Source organism: Alteromonas lipotrueae, assembly GCF_019249255.1.
In the GTDB taxonomy this organism is placed as follows: domain Bacteria; phylum Pseudomonadota; class Gammaproteobacteria; order Enterobacterales; family Alteromonadaceae; genus Alteromonas; species Alteromonas lipotrueae.
Window position 1 is genome coordinate 329,057 of record NZ_JAESDJ010000001.1, and the last position, 16,870, is coordinate 345,926.

A 16,870-nucleotide genomic window follows, 5' to 3' on the forward strand; every position below is an offset into this window, starting at 1 on the left:
TTCTCGGTGATTCAAAACTATTGAATTTTCTGGAGCGTAACATGACCTACCGCGTTGCTATTGCCATTTCAGGCGCCGTTTCTTTGGGCTCTTATGAAGCGGGTACGCTTTATGAAATTATCAAAGCGCTAAAAGAACATAACGAAAACCCTGCCAATCCAAAAATTGAGATAGATGTACTTACTGGCGCTAGTGCTGGTGGCATGACCGCCGCAATGATAGCGCAGAAACTTTTGTACGATGGCGACGCCTTATCGGGCGAAAATACCAATGTTGGTTACGAAGCATGGGTGAAGTCGGTTGATATCAATGGATTGTTAACGCCCTTGCCGGGGGACAATGCCAAAAATTCATTGCTCTCGAATGGCTTTGTAAAAACCATTGCTGATAAGCTCATTAATAGTCGATACGTAAAATCACCAACGTATAACGCTTCACCAGCACCTAACTCCCCACCAGCACAAATAGAAACACCGCTAGTTCAAACGCCCCATGTTGCCAGCGCGACCTCTATCAGATTGGGGCTGGCCATGTCTAACCTCAATGGCGTCGATTACGAGGTAGATACCTTCGCCTATTTAACGGAAACCTTGGGGCAAGGAAAGTTCACCCAAACGCGCCATCAAGACAGGTATACCGCTACACTGGACAACACAACAGATAACCAGGCTATTTGGAACGAGATCAGTTCCGCGGCACGAGGATGTGGCGCCTTCCCTGTGGCGTTCTCGCCTGTGTCACTCACCCGAAGTTGGCTGCATGGCGATTACAGTGGTCGCGGCGCTGTAAAATTTGAAGACAGTACCTTTAGCTTTATGGATGGAGGCGCGTTTAATAATTACCCTTTGGGGATGGCAGTATCATTGGCTGAACAAAACGATACAAACTATACCGATTATGAAAATCGGTTTTACTTTTACATTTCTCCTAATCCTAGGGAGAGTGCTGCCAATCCAGAATTTGATGCGACTACAGCATCCTTTGCACAAAGTGCCAAGCAAATGCTTAATAGCGTGTACCTTCAAAGCGGGTTTCAAGAGTGGTTACTGCAAGAGCAAGATAACGAAAAGGTCCTTAGGTTAGATCATCAAGCCGACACCTTACGTGAAAAATTGTACAGCGCTACCAGCGATGAGGTGTTCGCAGAGCAAGCCATTATAGATTCAATGATCACCGTGGTGTATGGTGGAAATACTATTGAATATGCCGCCGATGTTGCCCGACTCGCTACACAATATCGCGTTGATGTGGAAACAAAACCACTTCCACCAAGTCACTTTAAGCTATGGGTAGACACCATTGCGTTGTTAGAGCATGCCGCGGGGTTAGGCCCAACCAATTTAAAAACCATTTATACCATTACAGCCAAAAAAGACGAGCTTAGTGGTGAGTTGCTAGGCGCATTTTTAGGCTTCTTTGATGAACGCTTTCGCCAATATGATTACGAACGGGGTAGATTAAATGCGATGCTGACCATTAATGGTATTTTAGATAAGCAGCGCGATGAAGGCGTAATTCAAAAGCAACTGCCGCTGAACATCGAAAAGCGTGATTATCACAGTATTCAGCAGTTTTTAGATTCATCGCATTTAAATCATGCGTCTATGGCTGATGTGAAATACGAAAATAGAGCGCTGGCGTACAAGCGAGTTAAAGCGCGCTTTTTTGCATTTACGAAAGACGCAGGTATAGCAAGTATTGCCCGTTTTTTCGCATGGAATTTTATTGTTAGAAAAACAGTAAAAAAGGTATTGGTGTTGTAGAGTTTAAAGCCCCCCATATTAAAAAGTCCCCTATATTAAAAAGCCCAGCAAGGTAAATTTACCATGCTGGGCTTTAGCAATATCATTGACTACTTTAAGGGTTACTTGCCTTCGCTATGCGCTAAGAACTCTTCGTAGTTACCTTCAAAGTGGTTAAGCTTGTTATCTTTTATTTCGATAATCTGCGTGGCCAGTGATGACACAAACTCGCGGTCGTGACTTACAAAAATAACCGTGCCGTCGAATTTATAAAGGCCATTGTTCAGCGCTTCAATAGATTCCATATCTAAGTGGTTAGTAGGTTCGTCCATCACCAATACGTTGATGTCTTGTAGCATTAGCTTGCCGAATAACAAGCGGTTCTTCTCACCACCAGAACATACTGCAACTTTCTTGTTAAAGTCGTCTGAGCTAAACAATAAGCGGCCTAACATGCCACGAACTTGTAAGTCGTCATGCTTTGGCAAGCGCCACTGGCTCATCCAATCAAACAAGCTTAAATCGCAATCGAAGTCTTTGGTGCTATCTTGTGGAATATAACCAATGGCGGCATTTTCAGCCCATTTTATTGTACCGTGCTCAGGCGATAATTCATCAACTAAACATTTTAAGAGGGTAGTTTTACCCGCGCCGTTTTCACCAATGATAGCAAGGCGAGAGCCTGCTTCTAACAATAAGTTAGCGTTGTTAAATAACGGAAGATCAGGGTAGCCATGACCTACATCTTCTAGCGTAATGGCTAAGCGGTGTAGTTTCTTATGTTGTTCAAACACAATATAAGGCTTGCGACGGCTAGAAGCTTTAACTTCAGCTAATTCAATTTTTTCTAAGCGCTTTGCCCGAGAGGTAGCCTGCTTCGCTTTAGAGGCGTTAGCCGAGAAACGCGCTACGAAGCCTTGAAGTTCTTCAATTTCAGCAGATTTCTTTGCATTCTCATTAAGTAACTGCTCTTGAACCAACATTGACGCTTCAATGAATGCATCATAGTTGCCTGGATAAACGCGTAACTCGCCGTAATCGATATCAGCCATGTGAGTACATACTGAGTTTAAGAAGTGGCGGTCATGCGAGATAATCAGCATGGTGGATTTACGTTTGTTTAGTTCATCAGCTAACCACGTAATGGTGTAAATATCCAAGTTGTTGGTAGGTTCGTCAAGAAGCAAAATGTCTGGGTCGGCAAACAAAGCTTGTGCCAATAAAACACGTACTTTTTTACCTGGCGCCACTTCTTTCATTAAACCAAAATGGTAGTGCTCTTCAATACCTGCTGCGTTCAAGATGTCGCCAGCGCGGGCTTCTGCGGTGTAGCCATCCATTTCAGCAAATTGGGTTTCTAAGTCGGCAACGCGCATACCGTCTTCTTCGCTCATATCAGCTTTGCTGTAAATCTCGTCACGCTCTTTTTTGACGTCCCACAATTCACGGTCGCCCATAATAACGGCATCAACTACGCTGAATTCTTCGAACGCGAATTGGTCTTGGCTTAAGATACCGAGTTTGGTACCCGGTGCCATAGACACGTTACCGGCACTTGGCGTTAACTTACCACTCAAAATTTTCATGAAGGTAGACTTGCCGCAACCGTTTGCGCCGATAAGGCCATAGCGGTTGCCGTTACCAAATTTGGCAGAGATATTTTCAAACAAGGGTGCAGAACCAAACTGCATGGTGATATTGGCGGTGGTAATCAAAACAGGTATCCAGCGGGTAAATCAGAAGAAAAGATAGCTTGGTAGTTAACGCAAAAAAATGCGTTTTGTACGAGTAAGCTTTGGGCGCGCACTATAAGGAATTACGACCGCTGTGTCGAGGAAATTTTGAGCTATTGGCCGTATCTTCACAAATTTGTAGTGAACTGCTTATTTGCCATTAATCACTTCTACACACCTTTCACGATAATTTCAGTGCTGTCGGTAGCAAGGGCTGCGTTATGAAGCAGCGATAGAAAATCCGCAAGTAAGTGTTGCAGTTCGGTTGAATTAGGTGTTTTACAGGCGTTAAATCCTTCCTCATTAATGCTGCTGGTATACCATTTTTCGCGCCCTGCAATATTGGCAAATGCACCTGCATTTCTTAATTTATAATAATCGTAAGCAAGTACTAGTGCAGGCAGCGATGCAACTTCATCAGGTATAGTGTTTGCCCCCACGGAGCACATAGCGTCGTTGAAGACCTCACCAACAGTATGGCTTTTTATAAAAGTAGCCAGCACCTTTGGCCACTCCTTTCCTACGTAGCGCTGTCGCACCACTTCTTTCAAATGTGCTTCGGTAAACGCAAGATAGTCTTCTGAGGCAAGAATGCTTTTATTCCACAATGGCTGACCATGTCGTTGACGTTGTTGCCACTCTTTAAAATAAATAGGAAATAGCATGTCAAACTGGGCGACCTCCTTTTGAAGAACGGTTTCCACGATGGCTTCATGGTGTGGATTGAGCGTTACAATGCTATAACCGGGCTGATAAGCGGCTAGCGAAGGCACCTGAATATTCACTAGCCCTTTATGGTTTGCGGGCACGGCAATGTCATATAAATGCATGTGGCCTGCCATGTGTAGTTTCAGCCCCGTCGCGTCAAGCGCGTCGGTGGTTGAGGGAAGCGGCATTCGTTTTAGTTGATTTGAGGTTTTGCCAAAAAGAATTTCCAATTGTGGTTGGGTACTGTCATAAAAGTCGGCCATAGGGAAATGGCTAAAGGCGATAAGCCTTTTGTTTTCAGCCTTTGCTCGCTCAACCACGCTTTTTATCCATTGCAGCAGCTGGGGCTTGTAGGTCAGCAGCGCGTTGTAGCCGGCGTTACCAGAGCCCTTAAAATTACGTTCAGCATATTTCCCCTTAGGAACATACACATTGGCATCAATGGCCAATAACCACACGTCTTTAATAGGCTCGACTAAGTAACTGGCGTCTGGCATAAAAATACACGACGTTTTGTCGCACCACTGCCAACCACGCTGCTCAAATTCAGCACTACTAAAGGGCGTTTCGTACAACACGTCCTGTGCGTGCCCTGAAAAACCGTGGCTTTTGAGTGTTTGCATAATGTCGTGATAACCCCATTCCCGAATATCATTCATGCAAAACCATGCTTGGTTGCTTATACACCGAGTATGGTCTGGGCTATAAATAGCCACTTCCTTACCATCGGCAGCAAGAAAATTGGGCTTACCACCGGGCCGTCCAAAAGGGCGAACGGGGTCGTGGTTACCGGTAATGGCGAAAAAACGCATGCCGTAGCGCGTGTGATATTCATCTAAAATACGCGCAATCGCTTTCACATTTGCAGGTTGCCCATCGTCAGAAAAATCCCCAGGCAGCGCAACCAGTTTAATTCCGCGCTTAGCAATATCATCTAGTGCTGCACGAAATACAAAGAAGTTTTCATTGAATAATCGGGTTGAGGTTAACTGTGCTTGCATACTGCGCATAAGCAACGGGGATTGAGTTTCTGGTGCTTTAGGGAAGCTATTTGCCAGATTAGCTCTTTGTAAATCAGTGTCGCCACCACCTGATATTGGTGCGGCATAAATGTCGTGTAAGTGAACATCGGCAAGAAAGGCGATCTGCGTACCTTGAGATTTTTGATTCAAATTTTGCGAGGTACTTTCACTTACTGAGGGATGGGAGTTTGTTGCACCGCAATTATTAAGCGCACACACCATCAGCATCAACCCTACGCATTTTGTAGCATTGATAGTTGCCCCAAATAGCCCTGTCTGCTTTTGATAATATTGGTTCATGTTCACCTCATTTTTCTACATCAATTAGATACAGACGCAACGCATAAAAAAACGGGGACAGGTGAATGTTAAATGTCATAAAAACTTCATCGGTAGTATGACATTTTTATTAAAATTAATGGTTTATCGATTTTTATTGTCCCCGCTCTTCGTTTATTTCCTTCTACCTCACATTGAAATTAAAGAGCGAAGAAAAATGTTTTTTTGGTTGTTACTTTGTTTGTCCGCAGGTTTTGCTAGCGCTGCTGATTTTGATGAAAGCATGCCACTGGATCAGTATCAATGGATAGGCTCGCACAACAGTTACAAGCGTGCGCTTCCCGATACTGCGTATCAGTTTCTTCGTTTGCAAAGCGTACATAAGGCTAACCAACTTAACTATTCCCATCTTTCGCTTGATGAGCAGTTATCACTCGGCCTGCGTCAGCTAGAAATTGATGTGGTAAACGATCCTAACGGAAATCAGTACCACCACGTTGAGCTCGCTTCTCGTTTAAATGAAGACTGGTTATCGGTGCATGAGGCTGCGCAATTGGCGAAGCCTGGTTTTAAGGTGATGCATATCCCTCATGTAGATGTTATGACCCATTGCATAACCTTACAAGCATGCTTGAAGCAGCTAACGGTTTGGTCTGACTCTCACCCAGAACATTTTCCTATCGTCATCATGATGAATGCGAAAGAAACCCAGCCCGATTTTTTGAAAAGTAAAAAGCCCACTCCGTTTGATGAAGCTGCCTTCGCTAGCTTAGATGAAGTAATACAGAATACTTTGCAAGACCGACTCGTTAGCCCTGATGACATTCGAGGCAATGCCCAATCGTTGCAAAGCGTTATTGCAAATAAAGGCTGGCCAAGCGTTAACGATTTACGTGGCAAATTCATATTTTTATTCGATGGCAATGAAAGCCAGCGCGAAAGGTACACCCAAGGGCAAAATAATCTGAAGGGAAGAGCCATGTTTGCGTCATTTGAACCTGGGCATCCTTCAGCGGCCATTATGATCCGCAACAATCCTGTTGAACAACATCAAGACATTCGCCAATTGGTGGAGTCTGGATATTTGGTGCGCACCCGCGCAGACGCCAACTTATCAGCTTCTCATGAACAAAAAGTTCTGCAGCGTGACGCGGCATTTCGAAGCGGTGCGCAAATGATATCTACCGACTTTTATCCACAATCTCCCCAAGCAAAGCGCAGCAATTACTCGGTGCACTTTGCGCAGGGCAGATTGATACGCACCAATTCAATTAGCGACTAAAAATTAACATGATCTATATCAATATTTTAAAAGGAACACACAATGCATCCAGTATTTAAAAAGCCCGCAACGTTCAAAAAGCATGCTCTAGCACTTGCTGTGCTAAGTAGCGTAGGCGCGCTATCTTTGCCTACTTTTGCGCAAGAAGTATCGCAAACGAATACAGCGGAAGATGACGTTATTGAGCAAATCGTAGTGAGCGGTTTTCGTAGCTCATTAATAAAGGCTAAAGACCTTAAACGCGATGCCCTTGGCTCACAAGATTCTATTGTGGCGGAAGATATTGCTGACTTCCCCGATTTGAACTTAGCCGAATCGTTACAGCGTATTCCTGGGGTGACTATTACCCGTGAAGCCGGTGAAGGGCGTCAAATTTCACTTCGTGGCCTGAATGCTGATTTTACGCAAGTTCAGCTTAACGGTATGGAAGCATTGGGTACGTCTTCATCAGCGATGGACAGCCGCGGCACCACGAACACGTCACGTTCGTTTGATTTTAATATTTTTGCGTCTGAGTTGTTTAATCAAATCGATGTGAAAAAGTCATACTCTGCAGATATGGACGAGGGTGGCATTGGTGGTACGGTAGCGCTGCATACCGCAAAACCATTTGATTACGACGGTTTTAAAGGTGCAGTGAGTGTACAGGCTGGCCAAAACTCACTTACCGAAGATACAAGTCCACGGATAGCGGCTTTAGTATCTAATACGTGGGACAAATTCGGTGCATTGTTCTCTATCGCTTACAGTAATCGTGACACGAGTGAGCAAGGTTATAACACCTATCGTTGGCGCCCAAGAACAGACCAAGGTTCAGATATCTCGAGCTTGTCAGAGGCCGACCAAGCCGCGGTTGAAAGCGGGGAATTACGCTTCTCTCGAGGCAGCCGTTATTCACAATTTAATAGCGACCAAACACGCATAGGCGCAACAGTAGCGTTGCAGTATCGTCCAAACGAAGACTTATCCTTCGGTATTGACGCGCTTTACGGAAAGCTGGACAGCGATAGAAAAGAGTACCATCTCCAAAGTCGTGGCTCGAGTTCCACCGCATTGGGCTGTACTGGACCAGACTATGATGACGGGAGCCGCTACTTTTGTTCAGAACTCGTAGACCTAGAATATAACGGCAACAATGAAGTTATTTACTCACAGTGGGCCAATGCAGCTTTGCATTCAGAAAGCCGCAGTCAAATAGCTGAAACTGAAATTACTCAGGTGGTATTAAATGGCGATTGGACGGTGAGTTCTGATTTATCGCTTTCTGGTTTAATAGGCACAATGAGCAGTGATTACACCAGTAATAGCGCTAAGGTGTATTTAGAGTCTTTTGCTGACATGACCATTGATTATCGCGATGACCGTTTTTACGGCAATAATTCATATATTGGTGATTACGACCCGACAGACATCAATGAATTCCGCTATCACGAAGTGGATCTTGCAGAAAATGAAGTGAATAACAGCTTTGATGTGGCTAAGTTAGATGCCGATTACGCGTTAAATGATCAAAGTAGCCTGAAGTTTGGTGTGTCAATGAAGCAGTTCGAACACGAAAGTGGCGATGTTCAAACGGCAAACGTACTGCGCAGCGAATGGCAAAGCGGTGAGATTTCAGACATTGTGGATGCAAGCTACACGTTTATTAATGATAACCATGAAAAACAAAGTTGGTTGAGTGTTGATGTAGATGGCGTACTAGATAGCTTCAGTGTTAATCGAGACTTAGCTACGTCGCCAACCCCAGATAAAGTAAAAGAAGAAACCCAAGCGGCCTATGCAGTGTATGAGTTAGATATGCTACTGGGCGATAGTGAGCTTCGCGCTAACGTTGGCCTGCGTTATTACAACACCGAGATTAACTCTAGCGGATTGGTTAATGGTGCAGAGTACGTTACCGTAACCCGAGAGTACGACGGTGTATTATCGGCGATGAATGTGGCGTGGTATGCCACAGACAATCTAGTGGTTCGTGGTAGTGCAGGTAAAAACTTAACACGCCCTACACTGGGGAGTTTGTCGGTAAGTGGTACGGTAAATACGGATCCGTTGTCGGGTTCAAGTGGCTTGAATATTGGTGCTGGTAACCCTGCGCTGGAGCCATTTGAAACGTTAAATATGGAAGTGGGAGTAGAGTACTACTTTGATGAAGTTGGTTATGTGTCTATGTCACACTTTCGTAAAGACATTGAGAACTTTATAGCGTCAACCACGGTAAGCATTCCTTATGGTGATACAGGCTACCCGCTGGCGTTAATTGAAGGTGCAGTTGATGAAGATGGTAACCCTCAAACGGCAGCCACCTTGTATAACTTTTCTCAACCGCAGAACCTTGACGACAGTGACTTTTCGGGATGGGAATTTGGCGTTCAACGAGATTTTGATTTTCTACCTGCGCCGTTCGATAATTTTGGTGCTATTGCAAACTACACGTATGCCGATGGCGAGTCGCTTCACAACATTTTAGTTGATGGTGAAACGGTACAAGTATCTCGTCCTTTCTATGGGCTATCTGAGCATACTTACAACTTTACCCTTTATTTTGAAACTGAAACTTGGGGCGCACGTGTTTCTACCGCTTACCGCGATGATTATTTGGTAACGGTTGAAACCTCAAGTAGCGATCAAGATGAAGCTGGGTTTCATGGCTCTACCTACTGGGATTTCTCGGCATTTTACAACGTCAATGATGCGTTAAAAGTGAGCGTGGAAGGGGTAAATCTGACTAACGAGCGAGAAGAACAGTATTCGGATTCAGACGACAGACTTTACAACACGACGGTAAGCGGTAGAACGTTTTACGTAGGCTTTACCTACGCAATGTAACAGCAACGTATACCATATCGACACTGATGTGAAAGTAGTGAAAGATTGAAGGCACCTTAGGGTGCCTTTTTACTATTTCGAAATGCAGAAACGACTTAATGGCGAAAAGTAACACCAAGGTAAAAGTTTCTTCCACTGAATGTGGTGTTATAAGCGCGATGTGCAGAGTCAGTATATTGCTCTTCTCGCTCGTTAGTCAGATTAGTGGCTTCGGCTCGTAACTCCCAATGTTCGCCTACGTGAAAGGATACAACGGCATCTAAATAAACGCTTTTTTCAAACCCTGTTTCGTCTTCATCAATAATGGTCTCATCGCCGATACGCGCTAAATAACTATCGCGGTAGGTTGCAGATAATCGAGCGCTCAATGCATAACTTTCCCAATACGCAGTAACGTTAGCAAGCCAGGGCGATAAGTAGGGGAGTGAGGTATATTGCAGCTTCTCGCCAGTCACAGCACTAAAATATTGTACCTGTCCATGGGTGTAGCTTAGATTGGTAATAACACCTATTTTGTATTCAGGATGCCACGGCCATGATGTTTCCAATTGGCAACTTCCCTCTAGTCCATATAACCACGCGCGCTCTGTATTTGCTGTGGTCACTCGTTGCACTAGTGTATTCGCATTTATGGTGTCGCCCGTCCAGTTTGCATACTCAGGTGTGTCTGAAAACGCCACTGTTTCAGAGGTATAAACAATATAGTTATCTAAGTATTTGCTAAATGCCGATAGTGAAAACTGATTGACGCCGCTGGTATATTTTTCAAACGCAATATCTAGGTTGTAGGAGGAGTAAGGGCGCAAATTTTGGTTGAAACCATAAAGCGAGTTAGTCTCGGGCAGGTATTCCACTGGGCGGGTAATATCATTTAATTGCGGGCGACCTATACTGCGACTTAACGCTAGGCGGTATAGCGTATCTGGCTGTAATTCATAGGTAATATTCAATGATGGTAGCCAGTTGGTATAGTGAATGTTAGGCACGTTGCTGACCAAAGAACTTACATTATTCACTTCGGTATTTTCGTATTCAACGCGTAAGCCGCTGTTAATATGAAAACGGCCAATTTCACGTTGCCATTGCGTAAATAAGGCAACGCGAGATTCGGTGACTTTGCTTTGATAGTGTGAAGGAAGTTCGTGGGTAACACGGTTTATATTTTGAAGTGCTTGGGTATTGGTTGGCAAATTGAAATATCGAAATACGTTGTTGGTATCAAGGGTTAACCAATGTAGCTTTGGGTGAGTGGTAAGTGTTGTACTATGTATTACTGGAACTGCGCTATTTACGCTAGTGACGCCGTTGCTAGTAGTTGTTCCTTCTGGCACACCATTGAAATAAGCTGCCCATTCCTCGTCTAAAAAATTCTGGATATTGAGTAGCTCTGACTCGTTTTCGAATCTAACCGCGTCTACTCCCCATTGCCATGAACGTGTTATTGATGGCTCGAAACTCAGCGTATATTTGGCATTTATAAATTGGGTAGAGGTAAAGTACTGCTCACTATCCAGTTCTTTCATTCGCCAGAACGTAGGTTGAGTTAAATCATGTGAATAGGTGATATTAGCAAAACGACTATCTTGACGATAATCAATGGTTACGTCGGTAACACCTTGCATATAGGCTTTGTTGCTGGTGGGAATATCGTAAGATGCGCCTTCCCATCCAAGCAACAAATGGCCTTTCCATGTGCTGCCAATATCATGATGTGAGTTGATTACCCACTGGTTATACGTGGTGGAAACCTGTTGAAAACGACTTTCTGTGCCTACTTGAGCTTGTTCGTACGCCGCATAGACCAATTCATTCTTCTCATTGACTTCGCCAGCGGTAATAACCGTTTCGCCCTCTATAATAGGGGTTGACTGATAGCCCCTTGGGTAAAGGTGGTACTCAAAGCGGTTGCCACTTAATCTACCGTAGAGCCAGTCGAAGGTGGCATGGTGACGGGCAGTTTTATATTCTAACGAGGCGCCCACGCCTAGCCGTTTCATGTCGCTTTGCCACACCGAATAACGATTTCCCCGCGGTACACGATATTCGCCATTGTTCCAAGCCGCAGTGAATTTTTGGGGGAGCTCTGAAGTATCAGCGCCGTCGGGTGGAATTACCCGCCAGCGGAACGTATTTGCACCCATTTCCTGCGATTCACGGGCCCCGTAACTTATTGAGAAAAGGGCACCCCACTTATCGTTGGTTGAAGACACCATTGCTGACAGTTTTTTTGATAAGTGATCGCTAAATTGGTTATTTCCAATTTGTTGCGTGATGCCCCATTGCAACCCTGGATTGTCAAATGGATGGGCGGTTTCAAGCGCTGCAATGCCCGCCATGCCGCCAGAGGCTTGGTCTGCCGAGTAACTTTTAAGTACCTGTATCTCACTAAACAAATCGGTAGAAAACAAATTCAAATCAAAAGTTCTATCTTGTTGTTTTTGTTGTCTACTGTCCATTGGGGAATCATTATTGGCTAACACAGGCATGCCATTTAACGTCACTAACGTAAAATCAGGATTCAATCCCCGCAACATTATTTGACGTCCTTCACCCGCTTCTCTGGTTATCGAAATACCGGATATACGCTGCATCGACTCGGCTAAATTACGATCGGGGTAGGTGGCAATGTCGTGTGACGCAATAATGTCAGATATGACTCGGTTTTCACGTTTTCGCTTACCAGATATATTTAACGAGGCGCGTATGCCCGTAACAGAGACTTCTTCCATAGCGCTGTCGTTAGTGTGTGTTGCAGGCGCTTGAACAAGCGTGAATCCGTGTGGCTGAATAAGGTACGAATAGCCCGTGTTTTTCAGCAATTGAGTTAATGATTCAGCGAGTGTGAAGTTGCCTTCTAGCTTTGGTGCTTCAATATTAGCAATGTGTTGTTGATTTACCGCAAAGGGAAGATTGAATTGTGTAGCAATAGCTTGAAGGCTTAATACTAGGGGTTGAGGTTCTAAAAATACCGGTTTTGTTTCGTTAGCGCCTGGTGCTGCTTGCACGGTAAAGCTTGTGTTGAAAAGCGCTAACAGACAGATGCACCAGCATGCAACAGGTGCCCGAGATAATTTAAAGTATGCTGTTGAAGCGTTATTCGCTCGCATCGTTTATCTGCATAACATCAGCGAGCAGTATCGGTTAAAACAAAGCGATCTTGATGCTCTTCTAACGTTAGACCTTGTGCGCTGGCTAACAGTTGTAATGCTGCTTCAGGTTCGGATAAGTTGAATCGTCCTGTTAGTAAAGCATCTTTATCAACGTTAATTTCTACAGGCTTTTGCAAATAACGAGAGAAGCGCTCTACCGCCAGATAAAGTGGTTCATTGTAAATATCTAACCAGCCACTTCGCCATGCTGGTAGTTGATCATCCGTCAATCTAAAGGTCTGGCTCCAAAGGTTATTCTCTAAAACAATACCTTCACCTTTGATGAGAGTATGGGTTTTGTCTGCAATAATCTTCACAATACCGTCGTATACACGGATCACCGTTTTGTCAGAAAGTTTATCTATATCAAAAGCGGTGCCGACTACGTGTACTTTCACTTTATCGATGTTAACTATAAATGGCCTAGATGGCTCGTGAGCCACATCAAAATAGGCCTGCCCTTTACGTAAATTCACTTCTCTGAAGGTGGCATTATGGTTAACGCTTAATTGTGAGTCGCCATTTAAATGCACCGCAGAGCCGTCGTTGAGTACCTGAGATATACGCTGAGCTTTTGAGGAGGCTAGCTGCATGGTTTGTGTTAATAATGGCACGGCATTGTCAACGATTTCGGGTGAAGGCGTTGGTTGGCTTAGTCTTAAATACGCGACAAGAACGGCAACAGTAACAAAGCTTGCCGCCATAGCCCAATAGCTAACATAGGTGGGGCGAGGCTTTTTGTTCGCTGCGTTATCGTTCTTCAAGCTAGTATCATCACAACGGTTAGCCGCAACGTTGATGGCTGCCATTGCAACCTCCGGCTGCCCAAATGCTTGTGCGATACGTTGAAATGCAATTTGATGTTGCTCTTCACTTAACCAAGCTGATAAGGCGATTTTGCCTTTTTCGTCTAACTCGTCGAAGCGATCAAACCAATCAGCAGCCTGGTCTAAATGCTTTTGTTGTTCCATCTATGCCTCTGTTACCCGTCTACCTATTAGTAGAGTGTTTGTCGCCTAAAGTGGGGACACTAATGAGTGGGTTTAGTGATTTTTTTCTACCCAACCTGACGCTTCCAATTTTAACGTAAGCTCTACCATGGCGCGGGTGAGATGTTTTTTGACAGCCTCTACACTTAAATTTAATGTGTTGGCTATCTCATCGCGGCTCAATCCATCTACTCTACGTAGTATAAAAACCTCGCGACGCAGCGGTGTCATATCAGACAGTACGGTTTCGATAAAGGCAAGCTTTTGCGCATTGTGGTAGCTCTTTTCAGGGCTGTCATTTGCGGCTTCAAGCTCTTCGGATTGCCAATCTACCGAGAGAGGGAGCTTTTTGCGTTGATGATCGTAGAGGACTGACTTCGCCACCGTAATCATATAGGCGAGCGGATTGTCTAGTTCTGAGTATTGAGCGCTTTTGCTGGTTCTAAGTAGGGTTTCTTGCAACACGTCATCAGCAACTGCATTATCGTTGGTAAGCCCACGAATAAACGCTCTTAACGCGTTATAGCGTTCAAAGCCGTCGTCTGTCGATAATATTTTCCAGTCTGTTTTATTTGGCGGTAGCGTCACAAAATAACGTATATATACAAATAATTTAACACATTGTATTGCACATATATTTCATTGTTGTGACGACCTATAAGTTACCTAAATACCAGATTTATGGTGCCACACTCATTGCAAACATCACAAATCTTTGACTACGCAGATAGCTTGTGTTGTTCATTTTGAGCTATTGCGGATGCGCTATGAAGTGCGCTGGCTACATCAGGTATGTTATTTCTCTTATCGACATTAAGCGGAGCAGGCTTGGGAGCTAATTGCTGCATTAAGTAACGTCTTCCAGCCATTACACCTACTTTATAATCGTGACGAAGATCGCTATCCGCACTGCCCAGTAATTTACTGTGTAATTTAGTGCCTGCAAAAATTTGAATAATTTCCACATCCGCTGGTGGGTTTGCGATAAACGCTAACTCTTGCTGGTACGCTTGCTCATGCTGTACCAGGTAGTTAATTGTTTTTGGACAATGACCCGTTGCGCACACCAATGATTTTAATTTGTGCAGCCATGCCGATTGAGCTTGAAAATTCACATCGCCAGTACGTATAACGACTATTTTTCTTGCTCCTCGTTCGTAAGCTTCTCGCACTGGTAAAGGTGCACCCAAGCCGCCATCAAGGTAATAGTCTGATTCAGGTTGTGCTTGAGGAAGTGTATTCGCTTTGTTCTCGCTAACCGAAACCGCGTTGTATTCAGTAGTAAGCTTTACACCTTGTTTGTATAAAAAGGGTAAAGCGCTAGAGGCTTTCAATAGTTCTCGCCATTGATTACCACTGCCTTTGGGGCTTAAAAAATAAGGCTTACGATCGCGAGAGTTTGTAGCGGTAATTAATAACTCTCTCTCCCCCAAGCTTTCTTTCGCGGCCTTGAAATCTAAAATGCGGTTCGCTTCTTTCGTTTTTTCAAAGTACCAATCCAAATCGACAATATGCTTTCCCATTAAACCACGGCCTAATTGGAAGAATCGCTTATGCCGCGATAAGCCCCGAATTAAACGTTTCGCATAACCTTTTTGCCGCGCCAGAAAACTGGTCAAATTTTGTGAACCAGCTGATGTACCAATAAACATATCGAAAGGGTCGTAACCAGCTTCAAGCCAAGCATCTAATACGCCTGCTGTAAAGATCCCTCGCTGCCCACCACCTTCAGCGATAAGCGCAAGTTTAGGGCGCTTGGTGGCATAAAGAGGAAAGGACGTGGGCGCAGCAGAGGAATTCATTTCGGTTACCTGATTAAATCTGTTAGGTTGATTTAGCCAAGTATACGGTCAACATTAAAGTGCCGAAAATTGAAAGAATGAATCGGTGTGATAGGAAAAAACCTACAGAATGTTAGCTACCTGTTGGTGTATTGCTTGCTCGACTATCTGTCTCGTATTTGCAGGGAGATATTTCGTATGCACTTCGATAAAAATTGGGTTGGCGTAAATACTTTTTATCGCCGCGTTTACTTTCTCAATAAAGGCAAGCGCCTCAGGTGTCTTACCGCAGATAACGTGCCCAGAAACGAATTTTGGGTTGTTCGCAATAGCGTAACTTCTCATCTTAATAGGCTTAGTGTCGCCGAATGATTGATACAAAGACACGGGGAATATAAGGGCGAAATCAGCTTTGCCAGCAGCAATAATCTTCGTGAAACTCGAGAAAAATGTAGGGTTGCTTAAGGTTATAATTTGTTTGTCGTCTATTTTACTTAAGTCATCATCTACCCGCTCACCATAAGAATAAGTTTCTGGTAGCACAATGGCTGAGGCTTTAAACGCCTCTAGTACTCTATGAATGCTGACTATTTCGCCATTCTCGTTTAGTAGCTCTGGAGCCAAAGGCGGCAGTGAGGAAAGCTGATATAGTTGTTGCGTTTGAAAGAAGTTAAGTGGCAAAGAAATGGTGTACTTCTTTTCTCGCTCGGCTGATTTTATCTTGTTGATAACACAAACCGATTCGCCATTCTCTATCTGTTGGAATGAACGTTTGAGTGAGACTTCTAAAATAGGCTTATCGTAGCCTATGGCATCAACCAATAATTGCGCCGTATCCACACTTGCGGAAAAGGGGGAATGCGGTTGATTAATTCTGCTCGTTAAATTGTGATCGTCAGTATGAAGCGTTATTGATGATGTGTTAATAACGTCTCCATTAACCAACCCTGAATTAAATAGGCTGAGAAAGAAAGCGACCGAAAAGGAGAAAAAGCGCATATTGAGAAAAGTTGGTTACTCTTAATTGTTATGCCTAGAAGGGTAAACCTATTTCACTATTTTTTAAATACATAGTGCGCTATTTCCTTTTATGTACGACGACATAGTTAATGCATGATTGAGCTGTAAGCAGCGGGATTAATTGATTTGGGTACGTCGTCATTACTGCTCAACTCGCTAGCCTCTTCGACTAGTGCAGTCATCGCGTTAATGATATCAAGAAAGTTGGAGAGCTGGTCATGAGACAAATCATTAGATAGTGTTTCAATTTTACTGATTAGTTGTTTCGTCGGTAGGCGCATAGTGTCAAAATCTCGTTGTTCAGTGCGTGTTACGCACTCTTTTATTCAATACCTGCCC

Annotated in this window: 11 protein-coding genes; 3 read left to right on the forward strand and 8 right to left on the reverse strand. The window is 44.1% G+C overall.

The features are described from left to right. Positions 1-41 precede the first annotated feature (41 nt). Positions 42-1,763 carry a patatin-like phospholipase family protein gene (locus KYS23_RS01355; RefSeq protein ID WP_218417948.1) on the forward strand — a complete coding sequence of 574 codons (1,722 nt, stop codon included), beginning with the start codon at positions 42-44 and terminating at the stop codon, positions 1,761-1,763. 101 nt (positions 1,764-1,864) lie between these two features. Here KYS23_RS01355 and KYS23_RS01360 read toward each other — a convergent pair whose 3' ends face one another. Together KYS23_RS01360 and KYS23_RS01365 are read right to left on the reverse strand one after the other, a co-directional pair. Then, positions 1,865-3,457 carry an ABC-F family ATPase gene (locus KYS23_RS01360; protein WP_159529004.1) on the reverse strand — a complete coding sequence of 531 codons (1,593 nt, stop codon included), beginning with the start codon at positions 3,455-3,457 and terminating at the stop codon, positions 1,865-1,867. Between the two features lie 188 nt (positions 3,458-3,645). Further along, positions 3,646-5,505, reverse strand: coding sequence for a metallophosphoesterase family protein (locus KYS23_RS01365; RefSeq protein WP_218417949.1), 1,860 nt, complete (start codon positions 5,503-5,505; stop codon positions 3,646-3,648). Between the two features lie 196 nt (positions 5,506-5,701). On the opposite strand from KYS23_RS01365, the gene KYS23_RS01370 reads away from it, so the two are divergent. Beyond that, positions 5,702-6,766 carry a Ca2+-dependent phosphoinositide-specific phospholipase C gene (locus KYS23_RS01370; RefSeq protein WP_218417950.1) on the forward strand — a complete coding sequence of 355 codons (1,065 nt, stop codon included), beginning with the start codon at positions 5,702-5,704 and terminating at the stop codon, positions 6,764-6,766. A 42-nt stretch (positions 6,767-6,808) separates the two neighbouring features. Beyond that, on the forward strand, positions 6,809-9,592 hold the full coding sequence (locus KYS23_RS01375; protein WP_218417951.1) for a TonB-dependent receptor: 2,784 nt from the start codon (positions 6,809-6,811) through the stop codon (positions 9,590-9,592). Positions 9,593-9,687: 95 nt separating this feature from the next. Here KYS23_RS01375 and KYS23_RS01380 read toward each other — a convergent pair whose 3' ends face one another. From KYS23_RS01380 to KYS23_RS01405, 6 genes are all read right to left on the reverse strand, one after another. Next, positions 9,688-12,597, reverse strand: a complete 2,910-nt coding sequence (locus KYS23_RS01380) for a TonB-dependent receptor (protein ID WP_218417952.1) — start codon at positions 12,595-12,597, stop codon at positions 9,688-9,690. A 119-nt stretch (positions 12,598-12,716) separates the two neighbouring features. Then, positions 12,717-13,712 (reverse strand): FecR family protein, encoded by a 996-nt coding sequence (locus KYS23_RS01385; protein WP_218417953.1) that lies wholly within the window; start codon positions 13,710-13,712, stop codon positions 12,717-12,719. A 72-nt stretch (positions 13,713-13,784) separates the two neighbouring features. Beyond that, the gene (locus KYS23_RS01390; protein ID WP_159529016.1) at positions 13,785-14,318 is read right to left on the reverse strand and encodes an RNA polymerase sigma factor; all 534 of its coding nucleotides are present in this window, start codon (positions 14,316-14,318) and stop codon (positions 13,785-13,787) included. A 131-nt stretch (positions 14,319-14,449) separates the two neighbouring features. Next, the gene (locus KYS23_RS01395; protein ID WP_159529018.1) at positions 14,450-15,532 is read right to left on the reverse strand and encodes a patatin-like phospholipase family protein; all 1,083 of its coding nucleotides are present in this window, start codon (positions 15,530-15,532) and stop codon (positions 14,450-14,452) included. Between the two features lie 102 nt (positions 15,533-15,634). After that, positions 15,635-16,510, reverse strand: coding sequence for a hypothetical protein (locus KYS23_RS01400; protein WP_159529020.1), 876 nt, complete (start codon positions 16,508-16,510; stop codon positions 15,635-15,637). A 107-nt stretch (positions 16,511-16,617) separates the two neighbouring features. Beyond that, positions 16,618-16,812, reverse strand: a complete 195-nt coding sequence (locus KYS23_RS01405) for a hypothetical protein (RefSeq protein WP_159529022.1) — start codon at positions 16,810-16,812, stop codon at positions 16,618-16,620. Between the last annotated feature and the right edge of the window lie 58 nt (positions 16,813-16,870).